Source organism: Planktothrix sp. FACHB-1355, from assembly GCF_014748295.1.
In the GTDB taxonomy this organism is placed as follows: Bacteria; Cyanobacteriota; Cyanobacteriia; order Cyanobacteriales; family Aerosakkonemataceae; genus Aerosakkonema; species Aerosakkonema funiforme_A.
Genome location: NZ_JACJUP010001379.1, coordinates 1 through 1,504, shown reverse-complemented (window position 1 = coordinate 1,504; position 1,504 = coordinate 1). Strand labels below are relative to the sequence as shown.

The following is a 1,504-nucleotide window of genomic DNA, read 5'->3' as shown; positions in this document are numbered from 1 at the left end:
CTGCCGTAGAACATAACTTGACCGATCGGTTCGCCTTCTACCAAAATCGCATTATAGACCCCGTTGACACTGGCTAGGGGATGAGTTTTCGGGAGGAGGGTAGGATTAACTCGAATCGAGAGTAGTTCCGAGTTGACATCTAATTTTTTGGCAATTGCCAGCAACTTAATTACAAATCCCAACTTTTCGGCGTAAGCGATATCCGCCGCACCTACCTGAGAAATTCCTTCGCAATACACATCTTCTAATTTGATGCGTCCGCCAAAAGCTAAAGATGCGAGGATAGCAATTTTATCCGCAGCGTCCAAACCATCCACATCTGCCGTCGGGTCAGCTTCAGCATAGCCCAAGCGTTGCGCGTCGGCGAGAACTTCGCCAAAGTCCGCACCTTCATCTCGCATTCGGGTGAGGATATAGTTAGTCGTACCGTTGACAATACCGATAACCGTTTGAATGCGGTTAACTCCCAAAGCTTGTTTGAGCGGTTGAATTACCGGGATACCGCCGCCGACAGAGGCTTCTAGCATCACGTAAACGCCTTTTTCGTTCGCAGCGGTGAAGATTTCGCTGCCAAAACGAGAAATTACGGCTTTATTGGCTGTAACGACGTGCTTACCGTGGGCAATGGCTGTGAGGATGAGAGATCGCGCCGGCTCCAATCCACCCAGCACCTCTACCACGATATCAATATTCGGGTCAGTGACGATCGCTTCCAGATCCGTTGTCAGGATCTCCGGTGGCAATTGTACCGTGCGGGGTTTATCGAGCGATCGTACCCCCACCCGATAAATTTCCAACTCCCGCACCACCGGATGACGACCCTCCGGCGACAGCAAAATCTCCGCCGTCCCCGTACCTACCGTTCCCAATCCCAGCAAACCGATTTTGAAACCCACGCTTCTGACCCGTTGAAACGTAATTAAACCCCACCCATTGTAAGATATTATAGTTACCAAAGTTAAGTATTCCCTTCCAGGTCACCCGATTTTGGATTTTGGATTTTAGATTTTGGATTGGTTCCGCCTTTTCAAGGCGGATCTTGAAATTCGGAAACATTTTTTGATGATTGCCATTGAAATGGTAAGCTTTAAACCCCTTTTTTTCGGTCAGCATTAATATTTATTTCTTATTCATCTAAACGGTATAAATTATGCAACAAACTGATGAAAAACCCGTAATTATTTATCCGTCTAGTGATGGCAAGCCGATGGCAGATAGTACGATACAGTATGACTGGATTACCAAAATAAAAGCGAATTTAGATGGCATATTTAAGGACGACCCGAACGTATTTATCACAGGGGACTTAATCTGGTATCCAGTAGAAGAAAGAAAGGATATTTGCCAAGCTCCCGATGTGATGGTAGTCTTCGGTCGAGAGAAAAAAGAACGCAAATCTTACCTCCCGTGGAATGAAGATAATATTGCTCCCCAAGTGGTGTTTGAGATTCTTTCTGAAACTAACACCAAGAAGGAAATGAATAAAAAACTTTTATTTTATAAC

2 protein-coding genes are annotated in these 1,504 nt (G+C 45.5%); one reads left to right on the top strand and one right to left on the bottom strand.

The annotated features are described in order from the left end of the window. On the bottom strand, positions 1 to 896 hold an 896-nt coding region (locus H6S82_RS32595; RefSeq protein ID WP_191057462.1), incomplete at its 3' end, for a homoserine dehydrogenase. A gap of 254 nt (positions 897 to 1,150) precedes the next feature. Here H6S82_RS32595 and H6S82_RS32590 point away from each other — a divergent pair. Further along, on the top strand, positions 1,151 to 1,504 hold a 354-nt coding region (locus H6S82_RS32590; RefSeq protein WP_191057461.1), incomplete at its 3' end, for a Uma2 family endonuclease.